At 44.8% G+C, this 19,284-nt stretch carries 19 protein-coding genes; 11 read left to right on the plus strand and 8 right to left on the minus strand.

Annotated features, from left to right (window positions below):
- The first annotated feature begins 224 nt into the window (after positions 1–224).
- From sapA to B853_RS08740, 5 genes are read left to right on the plus strand one after another with little or no spacing between them, the layout of a single operon-like run.
- Positions 225–1,844 (plus strand): ABC transporter substrate-binding protein SapA, encoded by a 1,620-nt coding sequence (gene sapA / locus B853_RS08720; protein ID WP_038884495.1) that lies wholly within the window; start codon positions 225–227, stop codon positions 1,842–1,844.
- A complete protein-coding gene (locus tag B853_RS08725; protein WP_010449107.1) occupies positions 1,844–2,806 on the plus strand; it encodes an ABC transporter permease in 963 nt (320 codons plus the stop codon). The genes sapA and B853_RS08725 overlap by 1 nt, the downstream gene beginning before the upstream one ends.
- Positions 2,793–3,680: a putrescine export ABC transporter permease SapC gene (sapC, locus tag B853_RS08730; protein ID WP_010449109.1), complete on the plus strand. Its 888-nt coding sequence runs from the start codon at positions 2,793–2,795 to the stop codon at positions 3,678–3,680. The genes B853_RS08725 and sapC overlap by 14 nt, the downstream gene beginning before the upstream one ends.
- A complete protein-coding gene (locus B853_RS08735) occupies positions 3,680–4,675 on the plus strand; it encodes a peptide ABC transporter ATP-binding protein (protein ID WP_010449111.1) in 996 nt (331 codons plus the stop codon). Before sapC ends, B853_RS08735 begins: the two co-directional genes overlap by 1 nt.
- Entirely contained in the window at positions 4,672–5,454 is a 783-nt protein-coding gene (locus B853_RS08740) for a peptide ABC transporter ATP-binding protein (RefSeq protein ID WP_010449113.1), read from the plus strand. Before B853_RS08735 ends, B853_RS08740 begins: the two co-directional genes overlap by 4 nt.
- Before the next feature lie 122 nt (positions 5,455–5,576).
- Here the strand turns inward: B853_RS08740 and B853_RS08745 are convergent, their stop codons facing one another.
- Both B853_RS08745 and B853_RS08750 read right to left on the minus strand, forming a co-directional pair.
- Positions 5,577–5,966, minus strand: coding sequence for a DUF2750 domain-containing protein (locus B853_RS08745; RefSeq protein WP_005425781.1), 390 nt, complete (start codon positions 5,964–5,966; stop codon positions 5,577–5,579).
- 74 nt (positions 5,967–6,040) lie between these two features.
- Positions 6,041–6,946, minus strand: a complete 906-nt coding sequence (locus tag B853_RS08750) for a manganese-dependent inorganic pyrophosphatase (protein WP_010449115.1) — start codon at positions 6,944–6,946, stop codon at positions 6,041–6,043.
- A gap of 206 nt (positions 6,947–7,152) precedes the next feature.
- On the opposite strand from B853_RS08750, the gene B853_RS08755 reads away from it, so the two are divergent.
- Entirely contained in the window at positions 7,153–8,367 is a 1,215-nt protein-coding gene (locus tag B853_RS08755; RefSeq protein ID WP_038884498.1) for a putative manganese transporter, read from the plus strand.
- A gap of 68 nt (positions 8,368–8,435) precedes the next feature.
- On the opposite strand, the gene B853_RS08760 is transcribed toward B853_RS08755, so the two are convergent.
- The 4 genes from B853_RS08760 to torE all read right to left on the minus strand — a co-directional run bounded on the left by B853_RS08760 (position 8,436) and on the right by torE (position 14,277).
- The gene (locus tag B853_RS08760) at positions 8,436–10,175 is read right to left on the minus strand and encodes a glycoside hydrolase family 36 protein (protein ID WP_038884499.1); all 1,740 of its coding nucleotides are present in this window, start codon (positions 10,173–10,175) and stop codon (positions 8,436–8,438) included.
- A 199-nt stretch (positions 10,176–10,374) separates the two neighbouring features.
- Positions 10,375–12,837 carry a trimethylamine-N-oxide reductase TorA gene (gene torA, locus B853_RS08765; protein ID WP_038884501.1) on the minus strand — a complete coding sequence of 821 codons (2,463 nt, stop codon included), beginning with the start codon at positions 12,835–12,837 and terminating at the stop codon, positions 10,375–10,377.
- 25 nt (positions 12,838–12,862) lie between these two features.
- A complete protein-coding gene (torC, locus tag B853_RS08770; protein WP_038884502.1) occupies positions 12,863–14,047 on the minus strand; it encodes a pentaheme c-type cytochrome TorC in 1,185 nt (394 codons plus the stop codon).
- Positions 14,048–14,097: 50 nt separating this feature from the next.
- Positions 14,098–14,277 carry a trimethylamine N-oxide reductase system protein TorE gene (torE, locus tag B853_RS08775; protein ID WP_010449120.1) on the minus strand — a complete coding sequence of 60 codons (180 nt, stop codon included), beginning with the start codon at positions 14,275–14,277 and terminating at the stop codon, positions 14,098–14,100.
- A gap of 463 nt (positions 14,278–14,740) precedes the next feature.
- On the opposite strand from torE, the gene B853_RS08780 reads away from it, so the two are divergent.
- On the plus strand, positions 14,741–15,541 hold the full coding sequence (locus B853_RS08780; RefSeq protein WP_038882812.1) for an ABC transporter permease: 801 nt from the start codon (positions 14,741–14,743) through the stop codon (positions 15,539–15,541).
- A 251-nt stretch (positions 15,542–15,792) separates the two neighbouring features.
- Positions 15,793–15,930 carry a hypothetical protein gene (locus tag B853_RS25990; RefSeq protein ID WP_010449122.1) on the plus strand — a complete coding sequence of 46 codons (138 nt, stop codon included), beginning with the start codon at positions 15,793–15,795 and terminating at the stop codon, positions 15,928–15,930.
- Positions 15,931–15,992: 62 nt separating this feature from the next.
- On the opposite strand, the gene focA is transcribed toward B853_RS25990, so the two are convergent.
- Complete coding sequence (gene focA, locus B853_RS08785) at positions 15,993–16,853, minus strand: formate transporter FocA (protein ID WP_010449123.1); 861 nt, start codon at positions 16,851–16,853, stop codon at positions 15,993–15,995.
- Between the two features lie 299 nt (positions 16,854–17,152).
- Between focA and B853_RS08790 the strand changes: the two genes are divergently transcribed.
- A complete protein-coding gene (locus tag B853_RS08790; RefSeq protein ID WP_010449124.1) occupies positions 17,153–17,389 on the plus strand; it encodes a TIGR02647 family protein in 237 nt (78 codons plus the stop codon).
- Between the two features lie 77 nt (positions 17,390–17,466).
- Here B853_RS08790 and B853_RS08795 read toward each other — a convergent pair whose 3' ends face one another.
- Entirely contained in the window at positions 17,467–17,889 is a 423-nt protein-coding gene (locus B853_RS08795; RefSeq protein WP_010449125.1) for a PACE efflux transporter, read from the minus strand.
- Positions 17,890–17,978: 89 nt separating this feature from the next.
- Here B853_RS08795 and B853_RS08800 point away from each other — a divergent pair, with 89 nt between their 5' ends.
- Together B853_RS08800 and B853_RS08805 are read left to right on the plus strand one after the other, a co-directional pair.
- Positions 17,979–18,854 carry a LysR family transcriptional regulator gene (locus tag B853_RS08800; RefSeq protein ID WP_010449127.1) on the plus strand — a complete coding sequence of 292 codons (876 nt, stop codon included), beginning with the start codon at positions 17,979–17,981 and terminating at the stop codon, positions 18,852–18,854.
- A 26-nt stretch (positions 18,855–18,880) separates the two neighbouring features.
- The coding region (locus tag B853_RS08805; protein WP_128826858.1) for an NAD(P)H-binding protein at positions 18,881–19,284 on the plus strand (404 nt) is incomplete at its 3' end.

Consider the following 19,284-nt stretch of genomic DNA (forward strand, 5'->3'; position numbering starts at 1 on the left):
TGAAGGAAAACAAGCTGTTTTACATCAATAGTGGGCAATTTGAGAGGCAAAGAAGGTCAACAACCAGACAATGATACGGTAATTTGATCTAACACCCCGTGACTCAAAGATTTTATGTTTGGAGCGAGTTGGTAAAGATGATAAATTAGCGGGATCATTTTCGCTTGTTATACCTAATGCAAAAAGCAGAAGGAACAAGCAAAGTCCAATGACCATTTCATATTATGAAAGCTTTTATAAGACTATCGCTGAGCCTTCTTGGTATTAGCTTACTCACCGCATGTGGTGACGAAATCGATCACAATGAGATTCGTGAGAATGGATTTGTGTTTTGTGGGCAAGGTAAGCCAACAACATTTAACCCTCAGCTCATTGACAGTGGTATCACTGCTGAAGCTTTAAGTCCTCAGCTTTACGATACACTGCTTACGCTCGATCCAAAATCTCATCAACCCGTTGCAAACATTGCAGAAAGTTGGTCTGTAAACGAAGCGGGAACTGAATACACGTTTAATCTTAAGCGCGGTGTTCAATTCCAGGGTACTGCTTGGTTCACACCGACTCGGGCATTAAATGCGCAAGATGTCGTATTTAGCTTTAAGCGAATCATTGATGTAAACCATCCGTTTCACGACGTTGGTGGTGGTTTTTATCCATGGTTTGCGGGCTTAGATTTCCAAAACCTTGTCAAAGATGTGGTAGCTCTCGATGACTACACAGTTAAATTTGTTCTTACTCAACCTAACTTTGCATTCCTAGCCAATATCGCTACTAGCCATGCGGTACTTTTATCTGCCGAGTATGGTCAACAGCTTGCTGTAAAAGATGAAAAAGCACAAATTGACTTTTTGCCTATCGGCAGTGGTCCTTACCAACTTAAAGAGTACCAAGTTAACGATCTTATTCGGCTAGAGCGTCACCCTAGATACTGGAAGTCACCAGCGAAGATGGAACAAGTCGTATTTGATATCTCACATCGTGGGACAGGTACTCTCGCCAAGCTATTAAGAAATGAATGTGATGTTTTAGCATCGCCAATTTCTAGCCAGATACCGATCATTCAAGAAACAGAGCACCTTGAGTTAACCGCAACGCCAGCGAACAACGTTTCTTTTATCGCTATCAACACCAGTCATTCTGCACTTAGTGATCCTCGAGTTCGCCAAGCATTAAACCTAGCGATCAATCGGCAAAATATTCTGGATTCTGTTTACTACGGTACGGGTACTCAAGCCTATACCCTACTTCCTCCGAACTCGTGGGCTTATCAAAAAGACAGCGTAAAAATACGTTATGACCGAAATTATGCTTTGGCATTGCTACGCGATGCTGGGTTTAAGAAAGGGCTTAAGCTGACTATGTGGGTTCCATTAGAGCCTCGTGCATTTAATCCAAGCCCAAGAAAGACTGCAGAATTAATTCAAGCAAACTTTGCCGATATTGGTGTTGAATTGAAGTTATTGACCGATGATCGTTTTGAACGAACGCAACTTGAAACCATCGATAATGTCGACTTGTTGCTCACAGGCTGGATCGGTGACACTGGTGATCCGGATAACTTCTTCAGGCCTCTACTTTCTTGTGATTCAGAACGTGTCGGTTTGAACGTATCAATGTGGTGTAACGATGATTTTGACTTCTTGCTGGACTTAGCACTAGAAACACAACAACCACGTTACCGCCTGAACTTATACCGTCAAGCACAGAACATTTTGAACGAGGAGTTTCCGGTTATTCCGCTGGCTCATGGCGTTCAATTCCGTGTCCACGATAAATCGCTGAAAGGCTTTAAATCGAGCCCTTTCAATTCACAACCTTTTGATAAAGTTGAGAGAATTCATTAATGTTTTGGTATGCCGTAAGACGCCTTAATCTCTTTGTCATCACTTTGATGATTCTCACTTTAGTGGGCTTTTCTCTGCTACGCCTAGATCCAATCTCACACTGGGCAAACGTTGAGTTTTGGTCAGGCTGGCAAAGCTACTTAGTCGAGCTGTCTCAGCTCAATTTCGGTATTAGCAAAAATGGTAACCCCATCTACGATGAACTGGCGGTGGTATTCCCTGCAACGCTAGAGCTGTGCTTTTTCGCTTTCGTGGTGTCGCTACTGATTGGTATCCCACTCGGTACCATTGCAGGTATGAAACAAGGCAAATGGCTCGATACCAGCATCTCGTTTGTTGCGATGTCAGGTTACTCAGCACCGATTTTCTGGGTCGCGCTGATGTTGATCATGATGTTTTCGTTGCAGTATCACGTCTTTCCTGTCGCAGGGCGTTACGATTTACTCTACGAAATTGATCATGTTACGGGCTTCGCCATTATTGATGCCTTTATGGCAAAAGGTGAGTACCGAGCGCACGCACTGCAAAGTGTAATCGAACACATGATCTTGCCATGTTTGGTATTAGCACTTGCACCTACCACTCAAGTCATCGGCTTAATGCGTTCTTCAGTAGCGGAAGTCATGAGCCAAAACTATATCCGTGCTGCGCGAATCAAAGGTTTATCCAACCGTGAAATTGTCACTCAGCATGTACTTCGCAACGCAATTCCACCAATCATCCCAAAAGTTGGCGTTCAGCTATCCAGTATGATCACTTTGGCGATCATTACAGAGTCTATCTTCAACTGGCCGGGGATAGGTCGCTGGTTATTGGATGCGCTTGCAAATCAAGATTATGCATCAATTCAAGCGGGCGTTATGGTTCTCGCAACTCTGGTTTTGACCGCGAATATACTATCAGACTTGATCGGAGCGATGATCAACCCTCTAGTGAGAAAGGAATGGTATGCTAACAAATAACGTTTATCAGGAAGAGCGTATTCCGACTCAGTTTGAGCGCTTCTGGCGTAGTTATCGTGCAAATAGTCTCGCAATGTTCGGCCTATGGTGCTTAGTATTCATCGTATTGGTAACCATTTTTGCGCCGTTACTAGCTCCATATGATCCACAAGCACAATCGGGTGAATTACTCGTTCCACCATCTTGGGCACCAGCCGGAACGGTAGATTACTTCTTAGGTACGGATGACTTGGGCCGCGACATTCTTTCGCGCCTGATTATCGGCTCACAGTTAACATTTGGTGCTGCTGTCGCTGTCACTGCTATCGCAGCTCTTATCGGCTGCTTTATCGGTGTTTTGGCGGGCATGACCAAAGGCCTTCTTTCAAGCACGTTGAATCACCTACTCGACACGGTGATGTCGATTCCATCGCTACTGCTTGCGATTATCTTTGTGGCTTTCTTGGGCTTTGGTGAGTTCAATATTCTTCTCGCAATCTGCTTAGCTTTGATTCCGCGTTTTATTCGCTCGGTGTACATTGCAGTGCATACAGAAGTTGAAAAAGACTACATCATGGCCGCACGTCTAGATGGCGCTAATGATTTCTACCTTCTGTGGAACTCAATTTTGCCGAACGTTCTAACGGTTATTGCTGCAGAAATCACACTGGCGCTGTCTGTAGCGATTCTAGACATCACAGCACTAGGTTTCCTAGGCTTAGGTGCTCAAGCACCAAGTACTGAATGGGGTGCGATTCTGGGCGACTCCGTTGAGCTGATTTACATCGCACCATGGACCGTGACGCTACCAGGTCTCACCATTATGTTTACCGTGGTTGTTCTAAACTTAGTGGGTGAAGGTGTACGCCAAGCGCTCAATGCAGGGATCGAATAATGCCGTTATTAGATATTCGACATTTAACCATTGAAATTGAAACACCATCGGGTTTGGTGAAAGCCGTCGACCGCATGAGCATCACCTTAAATGAAGGTGAAATTCGTGGTTTGGTGGGTGAATCAGGTTCGGGTAAGAGTCTGGTTGCAAAAGCGATTGTAGGGGTCTGTAAGGACAACTGGAAAGTGACGGCTGATCGTATGCGTCTCGGTAATATTGATTTACTACAGTTAACCCCGAAAGAGCGTCGACGTGTGATTGCACGTGATATCGCGATGATATTCCAAGAGCCTTCAACTTGTTTAGACCCTTCAGAAGAAGTGGGACGTCAATTGATCGAATCGATCCCATCTCGCTCTTTTGAAGGTAAATGGTGGGAACGCTTTAAATGGCGTAAAAAGCAAGCCATTGCCCTACTGCACAAAGTAGGTATTAAAGACCACAAACGTTTAATGGGCAGCTATCCATACGAACTAACCGATGGTGAATGTCAAAAAGTCATGATCGCAATGGCAATCGCGACTAAGCCGAAGATCTTAATTGCTGATGAGCCAACTAACGACCTTGACCCAATTACGCAATCACAAATCTTGCGTTTGTTGAGCCGTATGAATCAGCTCAATAACACCACGATTGTATTGATCGGACACGATTTGACGACCATTACACAATGGGCAAACCGCATTACCGTAATGTACTGTGGTCAGTCGGTGGAATCAGCGGATACAGATAAACTCATCGAAGCACCTAAACATCCCTATACGGCAGCGTTGCTGAAAGCGATGCCAGACTTTAATGACTGGATACCGCATAAACAGAAACTGCAATCTCTGCCAGGTTCTATCCCTCCTTTGCAACATTTGCCGATTGGCTGTCGCTTAGGTCCTCGTTGTCCCTACGCCCAGAGACAGTGTGTGGAAATACCACATACTAAACGTATAAAGAACCATAAATTTAGCTGTCATTTCCCACTGAATACGGAGAAAAATTCATGAGTGCGTTGCTTGAAGTCGATAACCTATCGAAACAGTTCGTCACGCGCTCAGGTCTGTTTAAACGTACAGTCAAAGAGGCAGTGAAACCGGTAAGCTTCAGTTTAGAACCGGGGCAAACCATCGGTTTTATCGGACAAAACGGCTCAGGAAAATCTACCCTAGCACGCATGCTTGCAGGCGTGATTGAACCGACCTCTGGTGAGATTCGTGTAAACGGAGAACGCCTTGAACATAAGGATTACTCAACGCGTTGTAAGCTGATTCGCATGATTTTCCAGGATCCAAATACGTCTTTGAATCCACGTATTCAAATAGGCCGTATTTTGGAGGGGCCACTAAAGCGTAATACTAACATGCCGCCAGATGCACGTATGAAACGTGTGAAAGACACCTTGTTACGTGTAGGCTTGTTACCAGAGCATGCTTACTTCTACCCTCAAATGCTCGCAGCGGGTCAGAAACAACGTGTATGCCTTGCTCGTGCTTTGATACTTCAGCCGTCGATCATCGTTGCCGATGAAGCGTTAAACGGTCTCGATATGGCAATGCGCTCTCAGATCATCAACCTCTTCTTGGAGCTTCAAGAAGAAATGGGCTTGTCGTTCGTGTATGTATCTCAACATATTGGCATCGTGAAACACATTACTGACAAAGTGATGGTGATGCATGAAGGCGAAGTAGTGGAATTTGGTGATACAAACCAAATCCTAACCAATCCAGAGCATGCGATTACCCAACGACTGGTTGAGAGCCACTTTTACAAAGCGCCAAGCCACTAAAAATTGAGCGAGTAGTAAGTCTCTAGTATTCACTTCCTCAAAAAAACTTTCTCTAAAAACAACAAAGCCTGCATCAACGCAGGCTTTTTAGTCTCTGAATTTCAGAACGCAATTGATAATGCTTAACGACGGCTCGCTTGTTTGCGCAGTTCGAAATCGAACTCATCTGGAAACAGCACCACACCTTCTTCATTCTGGTTTGGGAAAACCACAACAGACAACTCATCATCTTCTAGACCTGAAGTCCAACGGCTGTGCCATTTATTCAAAGAGATAGCTTCTGGCTCGCACTCTTCCCAGTCGCCTGTCGCCCATTGCTGTGCAAACTCTTCGTTTGGCCACACTGGTACACAATCGTCGTCTTCTGTGTTTAGCATCACGCAGCCGTGTTCATCCTTCAGAATCCACACTTTGCGGTTTGCTACGATTTCCTTCACACAGTATTTCAAGCGCTGCTCTTCGTTGTAGCGATTGATGGTGTCCATTTGCTCTTGGGTTAATGCTTCAGACATGTTCGTCTCCTATTCCCATAGAAAAATGCCCACCTAATGGCGGGCATTTACAGTATACGTTGGTAATAATGAAATTACACAAGCTCAGTTTGAAGCCAAGGCCAGCCTTGCTTCTTACGGCTTAGTGTGTTTTCCATCATTAGCATGCCGTCTTTCTCGTGCTTAACAAGTTTCTCAGCCCACTCACCTTTGTAAAGAAGACGAGTTTGAGCAGTAGTGATGTCTGTTAGCATAACAGCAGCGAATGCTAGGCTGTCGTTTGCACAACGCGCCTCTAGATCCGCTTCTAGAGCTTCGATCATGCCGTCAACTTGCTCTAGAGTCGCAAGTTCAACCTGACCTACTACTACGTCACGGCCGTTGAATGGGTAACCTTTAAGGTCTTTTTCAACAAGTTCAGCCGCAGATAGACCTTCGATGTTTGTTTTAGCAATTAGAAGATCTTTAGTGAATGCGTCTACGTCTTGTACGTCTGCGATAGCCGCTAGCTCAGCAACAGCATCTTTGTCTTTTTGAGTACAAGTTGGAGAAGCAAAGCCTACTGTGTCAGATAGGATAGCTGACATCATTAGCTTAGCGATTTGAGGCTTGATCTCGTGACCTTCAATCTTGAACATGTTGAATAGTACTGTGTTAGTACAGCCAACAGGCCAGATCCATGCTTCCATTGGGTTCACTGTCATCACGTCACCTAGACGGTGGTGGTCAACGATACCTGCGATTTCAGCTTCTGCGATGTCGTCTGGTGCTTGCGCTAGATCTGAGTAGTCTACTAGCCAAACTGTTTCGCCAGCTACTGAAGTACGTAGCTCAGGAACTTCTGCGCCAGCTACTTCTAGGATGTGCTGAGTTTCACGGTTAATTTCGCCCTGGCGAATTGGCATTGCTTCTACGCCACGCGCCTTTAGAAGTTCAGTTGCAACTAGTGCACTACAAATACTGTCACTGTCTGGGTTCTTATGACCTACAACTAGAATCATGTCTCTTCCTATTCAAGTCAATTTGATGGCTTCCTAATAGGGTGAATTGCATAACGAATTACACCGAGGAAGCGGGTTTTCTCACAAAGGCGCTTACTTTACCTGATTTGGGGCAGATTGACACGAAGAAAAGTTGTTACGGCCTATTGCGAATAATTCTCACTTTCATATAATGAGAATAATTACCATTTGCATTTGAGCTAATTATGAACGCGACCAAGATTTTTAATTCGGCACATCAGTTGCTGCAACCCACTCAATTTCGCCTTGCTTATAAGCGACTATTGCTTCCTGTTGCGCTGCTGGCTCTATTAGCAAGCGACGCAACGAGAGAAGTCACCGTTGCAACCCTATCTGATTCATTCTGGGCGGTCTCTTGTTATGTGGCAGCAACACTAGCGATTTACCACTACCTGTCGAATTTCATGTCGAAGACCAACCGATTGACGGCGCTTTATCATCGTTCTCGCAGTCATCAAGTGTTCTTTGCAGCACTCCTTGGTGCACTTCCAGGCTGTGGTGGTGCAATCGTCGTAACAACCCAGTTCATTAGTGGACGTGTGGGATTTGGGGCGATTGTGGCCGTACTTACTTCGACCATGGGCGATGCAGCTTTCTTGTTGCTAGCAGCGAAACCAGCTACTGGTTTTGGTGTTATCGCCTTAGGTATTGTGGTTGGTACTCTGTCCGGATGGGTAGTGAATGCTTTTCATGCAGATGATTTCCTCCGCCCAAAGGAGAAAGAACAATCACCTCAAGCACAGTGCTGCAACAGCCACGGCGACACACATACCCCCATGGAGCAGCGCGCGATTAACTTGCAAGGTGCATTTTGGAAATGGTTGCTTTTGCCTGTCACTATCGTTGCAATACTTGGTTCTTTTCAAGTCGATATTAACCAAATGCTTGGATTGAAAGACAATACCATGGAGTGGTTAGGGGCGACGTTTGCGGTGATAAGTATGTTCCTGTGGGCAATGACCAAGGAACTTGGCGACTACCAGTCGACCGTATCGGAAGATGACAAAATCATAGACTCTCACCCAATTCAAAAAGCCGCGCAGGATACTAACTTTGTTAGCGCATGGGTGATTTTGGCTTTCCTCGCTTTTGAGCTCACTACGTACTTTTCAGGTCTGGATTTAGGTACGACTTTCTCTGGTTGGGGGATTTGGATGCCACTCATTGGCCTTGCGATTGGCATGCTACCAGGCTGTGGGCCGCAGATCCTCGTTACCAGTCTTTACATTTCTGGTGCCGTACCTTTGTCAGCACAATTATCGAATGCAATCTCAAATGATGGTGATGCGCTATTCCCCGCTATTGCAATGGCACCAAAAGCAGCGTTAGTTGCGACTGTCTACTCGGCAATCCCTGCGTTAATTGTCGGCTACGGATACTTCTTCCTATTCGAATATTAATAATCTAATGCAAATGGATATAAAAAGAGCCTCAATCGAGGCTCTTTTACTTTTTCAACTTAAGCAGATTATGCGGTCACAATCGCTTTAGCATTCAAGCCTTTATCCAAACTAACGAGTAACAACTGACAAGGCTCTTGGTTAAGCTTCTCCCCCGTCCAGTAATCGTACCAATCGGTAGGCTGGTCTGCAGTAAGCGTAAACTCTGTCGCTTCATCGCTCGCGTAGTTGAACAAACAGTGCAGATCGTTTTTAGATGTTAGTGGTAGGAAAGCATGGTTCAAACCGAGCGCAGTAAATTTAGCAGATTCCTGATTACGACGCTGGCGCAGCATCAATTTTGCTAACGTTTTACTCGCAAATGGCGTAATTTCTGGTAAAGGGTCACCAGATAGCAGTAAACCGCCACACGCCAGTAGAGCATTACGATGGAATTGATAATCTTCTCGCGAAGCCGCTTGGTTTGGTAATGAAGTAAACGTCGCACAATCTGGATCGATTTGCCACAGCTTACGATGCTGCCAACTGCGGAAAAAGGTCTCTTTCGCGATTTGCTCAAAGCGATGGCTAAGGCGCTCTACATCGTCAGAGACACGCATTGCATCAACTAAGCCCAAAGAAGGCCACATTGGTGCGTTACAGCCTAAAAGCCATGCATCCCCAGCCCCTTTAGCGATTGCCTCCATACCCATGCGGTAGGCTTCTACACCAGTAACTCCCGATTGGCTTCGCTTACCTTTTAACGTGCCCCAGTAGTTTGCGTCTAGTTTGAATAGCTCGACGCCCCACTCTTGACGCATGACTGAAACAACGTGGGTTAAATGATCTTGTACTTCTGGATTGGAGGTATCGAGAATATACCAAGGTGTGCAGCGCCATCCGCCATAAGTCACCTCTTCGGCTTTCAATAAGCTGCCGTCATTGTGGCGAACAAACCAATCTGGATAATTTTTAAAAATTTCAGACTCTGGCTGTGCAATAAATGGTGCCATCCAAATCGCTGGTTTTTTACCTTTCGCGCGAATGTTATGAATCAGCTCTTTCACCCCACCAGAGAATTTATCTGATGGCGTTAACCAATCGCCCATAAATGCTTGGTAGCCATCATCAAGCAGCACCCACTCAAGCTCAGACAAGCTATCTTGCATGCATTCAACGTTGTCCAAAATGTTATTTTCAGTGACATCGGCATAGTAGGCATACCAAGAACACCAACCAATTGGGGCATCTTGCACAACACCATTACGGACAGGATGATGCTCAGCAATCATTTCGCTGTACTCTTTGTAAAGTTCAGACAATGAACTTCCTCGCAGTACCGCAACCGATTCAAGATGGTTGTGCTCCCAGTCTGATACTTGGGTGTGCTCACCATCAATGGCCGCTGATAGAACCCAGCGATCGTCATGCTGTTGCACTTCAAAATAGCCGGCAAAGCGGCGACAAGAGGTGAAGCCAAACAAGCTGTAGCCTGCAGAATCTTCAATAACTAAATAGTTGTAATAACGTTTAGGTGCGTGTTCCGGATAAATTCTGTAAGAGCTATTGTTGTCAGGACAACGCCCTACTTCGACAGGTTGAGAAATCGTGCCAGAGGTTTGCGCAAGCATTTGAAAACCGTCACCAATGACTGTTGCACCATGCTCATACATAAATGGCATTTCGAATAACACTTCACGTTCGGTGAAAGTTTTATTGTGAAGTCCAGCAAACGAAAAGTGGGCCTGATTGCCAACAATCTCAAACTGCAGATCATTGTTACTTACCGAGATTTCGGTGTGATTGGCCAATTGAATGGTCTGTGCCATAGAGTCTCTACTCACTTGATCTTTATTATGTCATTTCCCCCATTATCCTTCGCTTCATTCTCCCAATTCGTTACCAAGCTCACGAAACCGAATCCCGTTCACTTTCATCTAATTAGTATTGAGAGAATGCTCACTGAAATTTTGGTTAAAAAAATACCAGCCCGAAGGCTGGCATTTCATTTAAAGTTTAGCGCTCTGATTAAGCTACTTCGATTGGACCACCGAATGAAGTAACTGGTGGAACTTTACCAGTAAACTTCTCAAAGTCTACGATACATGTGTTCGCAGAAGTCGCCTGTGCTAGCTCAGAAGAGCCGATGTCTTGAGTTAGTGTGTTAGGGTCACCGTAAGTACAGATTGCACCTACTTTCTCGTTTAGAGGACCGTACCACGCACCTTCTTCAATACGAATAACACCACGTGGGTAGCTGTCAGTAAGTACAGCACCAGCAAGAAGCTGACCACGGTCGTTAAATACGCGTACCAAGTCACCGTCTTTGATGCCTTTCGCTTTTGCATCAACTGGGTTGATGTATACAGGCTCACGACCTTGAACAGCGTAAGTTGCACGGAAGTCTTCAGATTCACACATCTGAGAGTGCAGACGCTTGTCTGGGTGACAAGACTGTAGCCAGTACGGGTGTTTGTCAGAGCCAGGGCCACCGTGTGAACGTTCTGATTTCTCGAACCACATTGGGTGTTCTTGACAGTGTTCGTAACCGTAACGACCGATCTTACGAGAAGTGATCTCGATGAAGCCAGAAGGCGTACCCAGTGGGTTGATTTCTGGATCTTGACGGAAGTCAGCGTGACGAACCCAAGGCTTACCTTGACCGAAGTCTAGTACGCTCTTCTCCCAGAACTCATCGAATTCTGGCATTTCGAACTTACCGTCGTTCGCTTTCTTACAATCGTTGTACAGGCTGCGGATCCATTCCATCTCGCTCATGCCACGAGTGTACTCGTCGCGACGACCAAAGCGTTGAGTCAGTTCGCTCATGATTTGGAAGTCTGGCTTAGATTGGAACAATGGGTCCACTAGACGATGCATAGCAATCAGACCTTTGTTCGAGTAAGAACCGTACACGTCGATGTCGTTACGTTCCCACTGAGTACATGCTGGAAGCACGATATCAGAGAAACGACATGTTGCAGTCCAAGCGAACTCAACCGTTACGACTGTTTGTAGCTTCTGGAACGCTTGCTTCATGCGGTTACGATCTTGGTGGTGGTGCCATGGGTTACAACCCGAGATCACCATCATCTTGAAGTCCGGAAGCTTAACTTTACCACCGTTGTAGTTGATCTCTTTGCCTGGTTCTAGCAGACAGTCGATCCAACGTGCAACAGGGATAGTACGGCTGTAACCGTTAAAGTCGTTGTTATCCCACTTCGGCTTCATACCAGTATCTAGGTTACGAGGGAAACCACCAGGGCCCGCGAAACCAGTTGAAGGTACACCGATACTTGAGTAGTGGTGACCGTAAGAGATACCACCGCCAGGTAGACCGATTTGACCAACCATTGCTGCAACTACTGCTGCTGCCCAGTATGGTTGCTCACCGTGCTCTTGACGTTGGATACACCAACCCATAAGGATCTGTGTACGACCGTTCACCAGCATGCGTGCGAATTCACGAATCTTGTCCGCTTTCACGCCACAGATAGGTGCAGCCCACTCAGGTGTCTTAACAACTTTATCTTTCGTTTCACCTTGAACGTACTTGATGAAGTCTTCGAAACCTAGACAGTAAGTTTCAATAAACTTCTTGTCGTATAGGTCTTCGTTGTACAGCACGTGCGCTACAGCAAGCATGAATGCTACGTCTGTTAGCGGGTTGATGTACAGGTGGTCGTTCTCTAGGTAACGTTGAGTCTTGTTCTTAACTGGGTCTACAGAAAGAACATTGATCTCGCCTTTCGCTACTTTTTCTTTCAACTGTGCTAGGTAGTTGAATGATTCGTGCGTTTCACAGTTCCAACCTACTTGTAGGTTTTTCACAGGGTCGTTTGCCCAAAGAACGATGTTGTCTGAGTTCTCTAGAATTTCTGACCAAGACGTACCTTGTGCATAAACTTCTGTTGAACCAAGTACGTAAGGCATGATGGTTTGACCAGCACCAGTAGAGTAGTCACCTACTTTAGTGATGAAGTTACCGTGCATACCTACAGCACGTTGCATGTGTGCTGTACAGTTGTTGAACGCACCAGTTTGGTTCCAACCAGTTTGACCTGCGTGTAGAGCCCATGGACCGTATTCTTTCTGAACACGTTCTAGCTCGCGGTAGAACAGGTCTAGAGCTTCATCCCAAGTTACACGGATGAAACGGTTGTTACCGCGCGTTTCAGCGCTATATTTGTGCTTCTTCAGCCAATCTAGACGAACCATTGGGTAACGAACACGTGATGGGCTGTAGATGATGCCCTTGATGCCGTTCAACATTTCTGTTGGGTTCTGGTCTAGTTCTAGCGGTTTGATCTCTTGAACTTTACCCGCGTAGATGTGGGCGCGGAACGCGCCCCAGTGTGAACCTGTTACTTTCCAAGTACCAGTAGTCTCAGCTGCGTTTGCAGATGCTGAAGCCAATAAGCTTGGACCGATAACTGACGCTGCACTTGTGGTTGCTACACCTTTAAGAAAACTTCTTCGTGTAATAGCCATTTAATTTACTCCAATCCGACGCTTATTAGTGGTGACCTTCAGCATAATCTGAAGAGTGCTTCTGTAGGTACTTCAAGATCAGTGCTTCACTGTCTGTATCTAGGTTAACGAACGCTAGCATACCGTCGAACATACCTGGCCATGTGTTCGCATCGAAGTGCGCTTCAGCAGGTTGTGTGTGACATACAGAACAGTTAGTTTTGTAAGCTTCTTTCGATTTTTCCCATACAGGGTTGATGTCGTTCAGCATAGATTCTTTCTTGATCCATACCTTCGCAGCGACTTTCTCCCAAGGAAGACCAGTTAGCTCATCAACTTTCTTCTCACCAGCAGTCACAACGTTAGCGTCTGTTGATGCTTCTTTTAGTAGTGATGCTACTGCAATGTTCTTACCGAAGTCTTCTTGAATTACACGACCGAAGCCTTTCGCTTTACGCCAGCCATCGATTTCGATTTCAACGTAGTCGCCTTTATCTTCCAGTACTTTAACAGTCGATGCTGGGTTTAGAAGACCAGCTTCTTTAGCACCTTTGTCGTCGAAGTAGATTGGTAGGTGACGAACACTTACAAGTTGTTGGCCAACACCGTAGTCAGTGTTTGAAGTCATACCTTCAAGGTCACCAACGATACCGCCAATGCTGTCCATACCAGCTGGTAGGTTGTGCGCGATACCTTTGTGACAGTCAACACAGCTCTGATCTTTTTCAGCAGCTTGTTTCATTTGGATACGAGCGGTTGGAGACATTTGCTCAAAGTCCATAGACTCGTAGTTATGACAGTTTTTACACTCTAGAGATTTGTTCGCAGAGAAACGATCCCATTCGTGTTTAGCAAGTTCGATACGACGCTCTTCGAAAACACCCGGTTCGTCGTAGTTGCCAAATACCTGTGCAAATACTTCTTTAGATGCTTGCATCTTGCGAGCGATCTTATCAGTCCAGTTGTGTGGAACGTGACAGTCTGGACAAGTAGCACGAACACCAGAGTGGTTTTTCCAGTGAACTGTGTCTTGCAGTTCAACGTATACGTTGTCACGCATTGTGTGACAACTGATACAGAATTCTTCTGTGTTGGTAGCTTCTAGGGCTGTGTTAAAGCCACCCCAGAAAATAACACCAGCGATGAAACCGCCCATAGTCAGCACGCCAAGGCTGATATGAACTGCCGGGCGCGTCATCGTACGCCACAGTTTAATGATTAATGATTTCATTATTTGCTCTCTTAAAATCTTTTCAAAAGTGTGGTTATGAGCTCACCGGCTTACATGCCGTGCGCGCCTGGAGGACCAAAGAAGAACACTTGCAGTGCCCAAACAATAAATCCGTAGCCGCCTACGAAAGCCACACTCAGAATTGGGAAGAGAACAACTGCAATGAAGAGGAAAGACTTCCACTCCAGTGAGCGTTTTTCACCACTCTCAACTTTGTTAACATCACTCATACATTTGCCTATTTTGTATCTAGTGTTATGGAAAGCCTGTATTACCAAGCTTAAGTTTTTGTACAATCTCTATTGGAAAATGTTAGACCATACTATTAGTAAGGTTCAATTAAATCCGGCACTTCAACCCTTGTTATTCAATACTTTTTTGAGCTCATCCGGATATGTGTTTGATTGATATTCTTTATTAAAAAATATTAATAGATGTGTAAAAATAAGTCTTTTGTAAATTTGTTAATCATATAACATCAGTATAACTTTGTTTACAATTTTGCGGATTTTTTTGTGCTAGAGAATTACTGATTTTCCGTCTAAATCTAGTATCTTGTGAAGTTTATGTTAATAAAAACCCACTACTTGAAGGTTATTTTCTCGAAGGAAGATTACGAAAAAGAAGAGTAACTTGATTCATAAAGCAAACGTACTCCGTTAAAATCACAATGTTGATTTATGGAGAGGATTTATGGAGCACGTTGTCGATATAAACTGGTTTGAATTAGCACTTTTCAGCCTAATTCTTTTAGTCCCACTCACAATCAACGCTAGGTACAAACTAGGCATTGCCACAGATACCGCAATGAGTGTCGCCCGCATGACCATTCAGTTGATTCTTGTCGGTGTATATCTGGAATACCTGTTTAATTTAAACAGTTTGCTGGTGAATCTTCTTTGGCTAGCAATCATGGTTATTGTTGGGGCGATCTCTATTGTTGGTAAAGCAAACTTACCCAAAAAACCACTTATGCTGCCCCTAATCACCGGATTAGCATGCAGCTTACTCCCTATCCTTTCCGCTATTATTTTCGGCTTGGTAAAACCCGAACCATTCTACAATGCACAATATATGATCCCTTTGGCAGGCATGCTGCTAGGCAACAGCTTGAGCAGCAACATCGTTGCCCTGCAGAACTTATTCACTGCATTCGAACAAAGAAAATCTGAATATGAAGCCGCTATATCTTTAGGTGCATCCCCCAAATACGCCTCCTTACCTTTTCTTCAGGAAGCGCTTCGTAAATCTCTGGCCCCAATTCTCGCCTCTATGGCAACGACTGGCTTGGTGACGCTTCCAGGAATGATGACTGGTCAAATCTTAGGTGGTGCTAGCCCAATGGTTGCAATCAAGTACCAGTTGGTCATCATGCTGGCGATTTTTGTCATGCTGAGTGTGTCTGTCGCGATCACTTTGGAGATGACCCAGAGCTGTGTACAAACCAAAGAAGGCCTCATAAAAGTGAAGTTTATCAACAAGGAAAAACCGTAAAACTGGTCACTTTGACATCACATAAGCATCTCATTTTATGAATTTTTCTCGATCCAAAAAGATACTCACGATCTTTGAGACAGGTTATCCACAGAAAATGTGGATAACCCACACAAACCCATAAGCAACAAGAAACATAGGTGCAACTTTAAGATCAATCTCTGCTCATCAATCAAACGTTCACGAGTTGGTCATAGAAGCGTCATCTACTCCTCCTAGAGTGCAGTTAACCGACGAAGGGAGAGAGCATCATGGATAGGTTGGCCACCCACGAAAAGATCGATGACTTAGTGTCAGAAGCAATAGTAGATTGGCTCACACAGGAGCCTGTAGAAATGACGTCCCATTGGATCCCAAATGAGTTTGGCATCAATGAAGAGCTCGTCTAACGAATCAGTTAAAACATTCAGATAAAAGAAAGGCAAGCCATAGGGCTTGCCTTTTTTGAAAACTATTTCAGATGCTTGTCTTCATCACGTAGGTAGATCATCCAGTACCACATGCCAACGAAGACACCACCACCGATGATATTACCGATCGTCACAGGGATCAGGTTGTTCATCAAGAAACCGATCATATTTAGATCCGCGTAGTCAGCGATGTTGGCACCTGTCATTTGCCAGAAAGACTCTGGCGCAAAATACTTAATACCAATCGCCATTGGCACTTGGAACATGTTCGCAATACAGTGCTCAAAACCAGCAGAAACAAACATCGCGACTGGCAAGATCATTACGGCGATCTTATCAGTTAGAGTGCGACCGCTGAACGTCATCCAAACAGCGATACATACTAAAACGTTACACATGATGCCCAATGCGACGGCTTGGAAGAAACCGTGGTGCAACTTATGTTGCGAAATAGCCATTGCATTCAAGCCTACTTGACCGCCATCGAACATGTATTGCTTAGTGATCAACATACATACTACCAGCAGTACTGCGCCAACCATGTTGCCGAAGTAAACCACTAGCCAGTTCTTCATAAGGGCTTTCCATGAAATCTTGCCACTCGCGCGCGCAACGAGTGTAAGTACCGAACTGGTGAACAGTTCACCACCCGTTACCACAACTAAAATCAAGCCAAGGCTAAACGCCAAGCCACCAATAAGACGTGTAATACCCCAAGGGATATCGCCTGCACCTGTGGTTACCGTTGTGTAGAAAATAAAAGCAATACCAATGTGAATGCCTGCAGAAATCGCCAGCAGGAAAGATTTCATTGGAGCTTTGGTCGCTTTGCCAACACCTACTTCGGCGGCACGTTCAGCAGCCTGAGGCGGTAGTAGTGAGTCAAACTGATTGAAGTTCATGGAAGTGTAACATTTAGAAACAATTAACGAGGCGCGGATAATCGCTCCATTTCCAGAGTTTTTCAAGGGCTATTTTTAATGTTTACTATATTTGTTGTTGTTGAGACGGTAATCGATAAAACTCAACTATGAGTTCTTACCCTAACCATCAAGTATTTTTTGTTCGCATGTTTACTATCGAATAAAAATCCCGCGTTATATCAGCCCTATAGCGCTACACTTAACACTTCTAACGGATTTCTATTGCCCAACCTCTATTTTCAGACTAGCTTGGATAAAAAAGTACGAAGGAATTACCTATGAAATATTCTGCTGACCATATCGCTGAACTGAACCTGCTTCTTCAATTCGATCTAAGCAGCGCAGCAACTGGCATTAAAGTTCACAAAGAAGCATCTGAAGAGATGCACGCAGCAGTATCACGTCTGTATGCAAAACAGCTATGTACTCAGCCTGATGGTGGTTATCTAACCGATGAAGGCATCGAAATCGCGGAACATGCCGACAAAATCCTACGTGTGCTTTCTGCCGAATAGCAATAAACAAAGCCTCGAGTTCCTAACAAGAAAAAGCCACCATTTTGGTGGCTTTTTTATCACGTCATTTATCGACCCTAAGCAATGAGTTTTCTAAACTTTCCAAATGGTTGGATTCTGTCATACGCCCAGTTAAAGCCTGTTGCATAAAACAAGAAGAAGATTAAGAAACCAGCTTCTAGCGCTAGAGCCTGCAATAGCGTGATTTGTAAAAACCAAGCGATGACCGGAATCGTAATAAAGATCAACCCTCCTTCAAAACCAATCGTATGGCCAATGCGCATCATTAAGCTTCGCTCTTCTCGGTTTGAACCAAACCACTTATCGAAGTAAAGGTTGTAAATGTAGTTCCATACGACCGTGTACAGGCTCAAGCCGATTCCTACCACTGCTAAATCACTTGACCCCTTCCCTGTGATCAAGGATGTCACTGGTACAATGATCGCTAGCGCAATCATTTCGAATAATACTGCGTGAAAAATACGTTCGTTACGAGTCATGATTATTTACCTAAATAGTTCTACTCAATGACGCGCATTTTATCTATTATTAAGATGATAAAAAGTTAGATACCATCGGTATAAGCGATATGTTTACTATTGAACAATTACAGGCTTTTGTTGCCACGTCAGAAGTCGGTTCTTTTTCCGCAGCAGCTAGGAAGCTTGGCCGAGCTCAGTCTGTGGTGAGCCAACATATAATGAATATGGAACTCGATTGCGGCGTCGACTTGTTCGATCGCTCGGGTCGCTACCCCAAGTTAACTGAAAAAGGCCAAGAGCTTTTACCTTATGCATTGGCAACCATCAGCCAGTTGAACCGACTTAACAATAAAGCTTGCCAGCTATTTTCACCACAAGCGACACAGTTCATCCTCGCTGTCGATGAGGGAATTCCACTTACTAACCTCCCTAAAGCACTCAAAAAACTTGAGCAGCAATTCCCAGATATCCAAGTTGAATGTTTGACGGGCTCAAGCCCAGACATCATCGAGTTGGTAAAATCAGGAAGAGCAACAACAGGCATCATTCTCAGCGACCTACAAATGCCGGAAAATATTGACTTCTCGAATCTGGGAAATATTGGATTTGATGTTTTCATTTCTTCAAAACATCCTTTAGCGACGCAAAAAATTCGTCATATCGACGAATTAAAGCAACATAGACAATTGGTTATTCGTTCAAAGAGTGCCGATACTAGCGGAATCAATCAGGCGCTGAGCCCCGATATCTGGTACGCTGACAACTATTACATCTTATTGGAACTGGCAAATCAGGGATTTGGCTGGTGCTTTCTTCCAAATCATTTGGTGTCACACTCGCCCAATACATTGACCAAAATTGGTGAAGAATTCACAAAACTGGCATGGCAAGTTAATATCGACTTGATACAACACCAAAAATGGCACTCCGATCCCCTACACCAGCAAGCCAGATTAGAATTACAAACCCTGTTCGAATCATAATCGGGGTCTAAAGTAGGAACTTACCGATGGCAAATACATTGATCGTTGGCGCAGGCTGGCTAGGAACACCACTTGTACAAGTCTTATCCGAGCAGGGACATCGAGTTACAGCCACTCGCCGAAGCCAAGCAAAGCTTGATGAATTCCCAATCTCCTCCATTTCCACTGCCCTACTCGATCTCAATGAACTCAACTCCGAGCAACACCTCATTGATATTATCAAACAGCACCATATCGAGCGCGTTGTGGGAGCTTTTCCGCCAGGTTTTCGCAAAGGCAACGGTGAAGAGTATGCACTGCAATGGCAACGCCTAGTTGAAGCTGCAAAAGTAAGCCGCGTGGAAAAGCTTTTGATGGTCAGTTCAACGACGGTCTATCCAAATTTGCCCGTCGATATGAGAGAGGAAGACGCCACATTCGCTTTAGCACA

This window comes from Vibrio rotiferianus CAIM 577 = LMG 21460, from assembly GCF_002741985.1.
Lineage (GTDB): Bacteria > Pseudomonadota > Gammaproteobacteria > Enterobacterales > Vibrionaceae > Vibrio > Vibrio rotiferianus.

Excerpts from the sequence above, each read along its gene's own strand:
- torA (WP_038884501.1), bottom strand. The coding sequence starts at position 12,837 with ATGGCTATTACACGAAGAAGTTTTCTTAAAGGTGTAGCAACCACAAGT.
- B853_RS08755 (WP_038884498.1), top strand. The coding sequence starts at position 7,153 with ATGAACGCGACCAAGATTTTTAATTCGGCACATCAGTTGCTGCAACCC.
- sapA (WP_038884495.1), top strand. The coding sequence starts at position 225 with ATGAAAGCTTTTATAAGACTATCGCTGAGCCTTCTTGGTATTAGCTTA.
- B853_RS08795 (WP_010449125.1), bottom strand. The coding sequence starts at position 17,889 with ATGACTCGTAACGAACGTATTTTTCACGCAGTATTATTCGAAATGATT.
- sapC (WP_010449109.1), top strand. The coding sequence starts at position 2,793 with ATGCTAACAAATAACGTTTATCAGGAAGAGCGTATTCCGACTCAGTTT.
- B853_RS08725 (WP_010449107.1), top strand. The coding sequence starts at position 1,844 with ATGTTTTGGTATGCCGTAAGACGCCTTAATCTCTTTGTCATCACTTTG.
- B853_RS25990 (WP_010449122.1), top strand. The coding sequence starts at position 15,793 with ATGGATAGGTTGGCCACCCACGAAAAGATCGATGACTTAGTGTCAGAA.
- B853_RS08760 (WP_038884499.1), bottom strand. The coding sequence starts at position 10,175 with ATGGCACAGACCATTCAATTGGCCAATCACACCGAAATCTCGGTAAGT.
- B853_RS08800 (WP_010449127.1), top strand. The coding sequence starts at position 17,979 with ATGTTTACTATTGAACAATTACAGGCTTTTGTTGCCACGTCAGAAGTC.
- B853_RS08780 (WP_038882812.1), top strand. The coding sequence starts at position 14,741 with ATGGAGCACGTTGTCGATATAAACTGGTTTGAATTAGCACTTTTCAGC.
- torE (WP_010449120.1), bottom strand. The coding sequence starts at position 14,277 with ATGAGTGATGTTAACAAAGTTGAGAGTGGTGAAAAACGCTCACTGGAG.
- focA (WP_010449123.1), bottom strand. The coding sequence starts at position 16,853 with ATGAACTTCAATCAGTTTGACTCACTACTACCGCCTCAGGCTGCTGAA.
- B853_RS08740 (WP_010449113.1), top strand. The coding sequence starts at position 4,672 with ATGAGTGCGTTGCTTGAAGTCGATAACCTATCGAAACAGTTCGTCACG.
- torC (WP_038884502.1), bottom strand. The coding sequence starts at position 14,047 with ATGAAATCATTAATCATTAAACTGTGGCGTACGATGACGCGCCCGGCA.
- B853_RS08735 (WP_010449111.1), top strand. The coding sequence starts at position 3,680 with ATGCCGTTATTAGATATTCGACATTTAACCATTGAAATTGAAACACCA.
- B853_RS08745 (WP_005425781.1), bottom strand. The coding sequence starts at position 5,966 with ATGTCTGAAGCATTAACCCAAGAGCAAATGGACACCATCAATCGCTAC.
- B853_RS08790 (WP_010449124.1), top strand. The coding sequence starts at position 17,153 with ATGAAATATTCTGCTGACCATATCGCTGAACTGAACCTGCTTCTTCAA.
- B853_RS08750 (WP_010449115.1), bottom strand. The coding sequence starts at position 6,946 with ATGATTCTAGTTGTAGGTCATAAGAACCCAGACAGTGACAGTATTTGT.